The organism is Pseudomonas brassicae, assembly GCF_010671725.1.
Classification (GTDB): domain Bacteria; phylum Pseudomonadota; class Gammaproteobacteria; order Pseudomonadales; family Pseudomonadaceae; genus Aquipseudomonas; species Aquipseudomonas brassicae.
The window spans coordinates 1-2,340 of sequence record NZ_JAAHBU010000235.1; the positions used below are offsets into that span (position 1 = coordinate 1).

At 68.0% G+C, this 2,340-nt stretch carries 1 protein-coding gene and 1 pseudogene; both read left to right on the forward strand.

Annotated elements, in window-relative coordinates:
- Positions 1–2,048: pseudogene (locus G3436_RS16555) on the forward strand (hypothetical protein); the annotation flags it as partial.
- A gap of 34 nt (positions 2,049–2,082) precedes the next feature.
- On the forward strand, positions 2,083–2,340 hold a 258-nt coding region (locus G3436_RS16560; RefSeq protein ID WP_163947004.1), incomplete at its 3' end, for a hypothetical protein.

Genomic DNA, 2,340 nt, shown 5'->3' on the forward strand with positions numbered 1-2,340 from the left:
GCCTTGTCGCCAGTGAGGCCAACCTGCAACTGCGCAGCGCGTCGCTTGGCAACGACGGCGGGCGCCTGTCCAGTGCGGGCGATCTTGTGGTGAACAGCCAGGGTGCATTGCGCAACCAGGGTGGTGTACTGGTTGCCGATGGCCAGATTCGCCTGGCCAGCGCCAGCCTCGACAACAGCCAGGCAGGCAAGGTCAGCGCCAAAGGTGCGTTGCTGATCGATACCGGCGCACTCGACAACCACCACGACGGCCGTCTGGCCAGTGGTGACCGTCTGCAGTTGCACAGCGGTTTGCTGGACAACAGCGCAGGTGGCCGCATCACCAGCAGCAAGGCGCTTGTCGCCAGCGTCGGCGGGCTGCGCCAACAGGGCGGCGAGCTGTACAGCGCCGACAGCCTGGAACTCGACCTGCGCTACGGCCACCTCGACAACCGCGGCGGCCTGATCAATACCCCCGGCCAACTGCTGCTCAAGCGCCTGGCTGATGTGGACAACCAAGGCGGTGAGATCTCCAGTGCCAGCGGGTTCGACCTGGCTGCGCGAAACCTCAATAACGAGCATGGCAAGGTGCTGAGCAATCAGGGCCTGAGCCTCACCCTCGAACGTGCCCTGAGCAACCTCAAAGGCCAGATTGCGGCCGCCAGCCTGCACGCCGCTGCGGGCAGCCTCGACAACGCAGGCGGCGTGCTGACCAGCCGGGGTGACCTGCGCTTGAGCATCGGCGGCCTGCTGAGCAATACCGCAGACGGCTTGATCAACGCCGGCCAGGTGCTCGAGGCGAGCAGTGCACGGCTGAACAACCAGGGCGGCCTGCTGCTGGCCAAAACCCACCTTCAGCTCGCGGCCGAGCATCTCGACAACAGCGCCAAGGGCCTTGTAAACAGCGCAGGCAGCCTTCAGCTCACGGCAGACGAAGTGCTCAACGGCAGCGGCGGCGAAGTGTCGGCCAAAGGCGCGATCACGCTCAAGGCGGGCAGCCTGAGCCAGCAGGGCGGGCGCGTGCTGGGCAGTGACGCGGTGACGCTGGAACTGCTCGCCAGCGGTGGCGACCTGAACAACCAGGACGGCGTGATCCATGCCCGGGGGCCGCTGACGCTGGCCAACCTGCGCGATGTGAACAACCGCCAGGGCGAGATCTCCAGCGACCAGCAGTTCAACCTGATCGGCCGTACCCTCGACAACACCGGCGGCAAACTCATCAGCAACCAGCAACTGAGCCTGGGTGCCGTGCTGCTGAACAACCAGGGCGGGCTGGTATCCGGCTGGCAGGGCCTGAGCGTCACTGCCGACACCCTGGACAACCGCAACAACGGCACCCTGTCCAGCCGTGAGGGCGACCTGCAGGTGGCGCTGACCGGTGGCCTGGACAACAGCGCCGGCGGTGCCCTGGCAAGCCAGGGGCGCCTGAGCGTCACCGCCGCCAACCTGGACAACCGTGCCGGCCTGCTCGTCAGTGCAGGCCAGCAACAACTCGATGTGCGCGGCGGCATCCTCGACAACAGCCAGGGTGGCCGCATCGACAGCGCCGACGCGCTGCACGTGCAGGCCGCGCGCCTGGACAACCGTGACGGTACCCTGACCGCCGGCCCGATCACGCTGAACCTGGCCAACCAGCTGGACAACCGCCAGGGCAAACTGGTCAGCGCCGCGGACCTGCAGGTGCAGGGCACGGCGGCAGTGCGCAACCAGGCGGGGCAACTGCTCAGCCAGGGCCGCCTGGAGCTGGCGGGCGCCAGCCTGGACAACAGTGACAAAGGCACCCTGGCCGCCAACGGCGAGCTGATCGCGCGCCTTGAGGGGGCGTTGCTCAACGACCGTGACGGTTTGATCAACAGCCAGGACGGTGCGGTGCGGTTGAGCGCTGCGCACCTGAGCAACCAGGCCGGTGCGGTGCAGGCGCGGACCGGGCTGCGCATCGACAGCCAGGGCGCGCTCGACAACCAGGGCGGCAAGCTGATTGCCCAGGCCGGCGACGTACAGCTCAATGCCGCCAGCCTGGACAACCGCAGCGGTCTGCTGGCCAGCGTGCAGGGGGGCGCTGCACGCTGAGGTCGGTGGCCTGCTGCGCAATGACCTGGGGGGTGTGATCCAGGCGCGTCAGCTCAAGCTCATCGCCCTGGGCGGCCTGAACAACGACGGTGGGCGCCTGGCGGCGCATGCCGGCGCATTGAACATCGAGACCGCCGACCTGGCCAACCGTGGCGGCGGCCTGTTCGCCGGCGGGCTGTTGCGCGTGAGCGCGGCCGACCTGGACAACGCAGCTGGCGGCCAGATCGCCGGGCAGGCCGTGGACTTCAGCCTGCGCGGTGCGTTGGGCAACCGCAATGGCGTCATCGAAAGT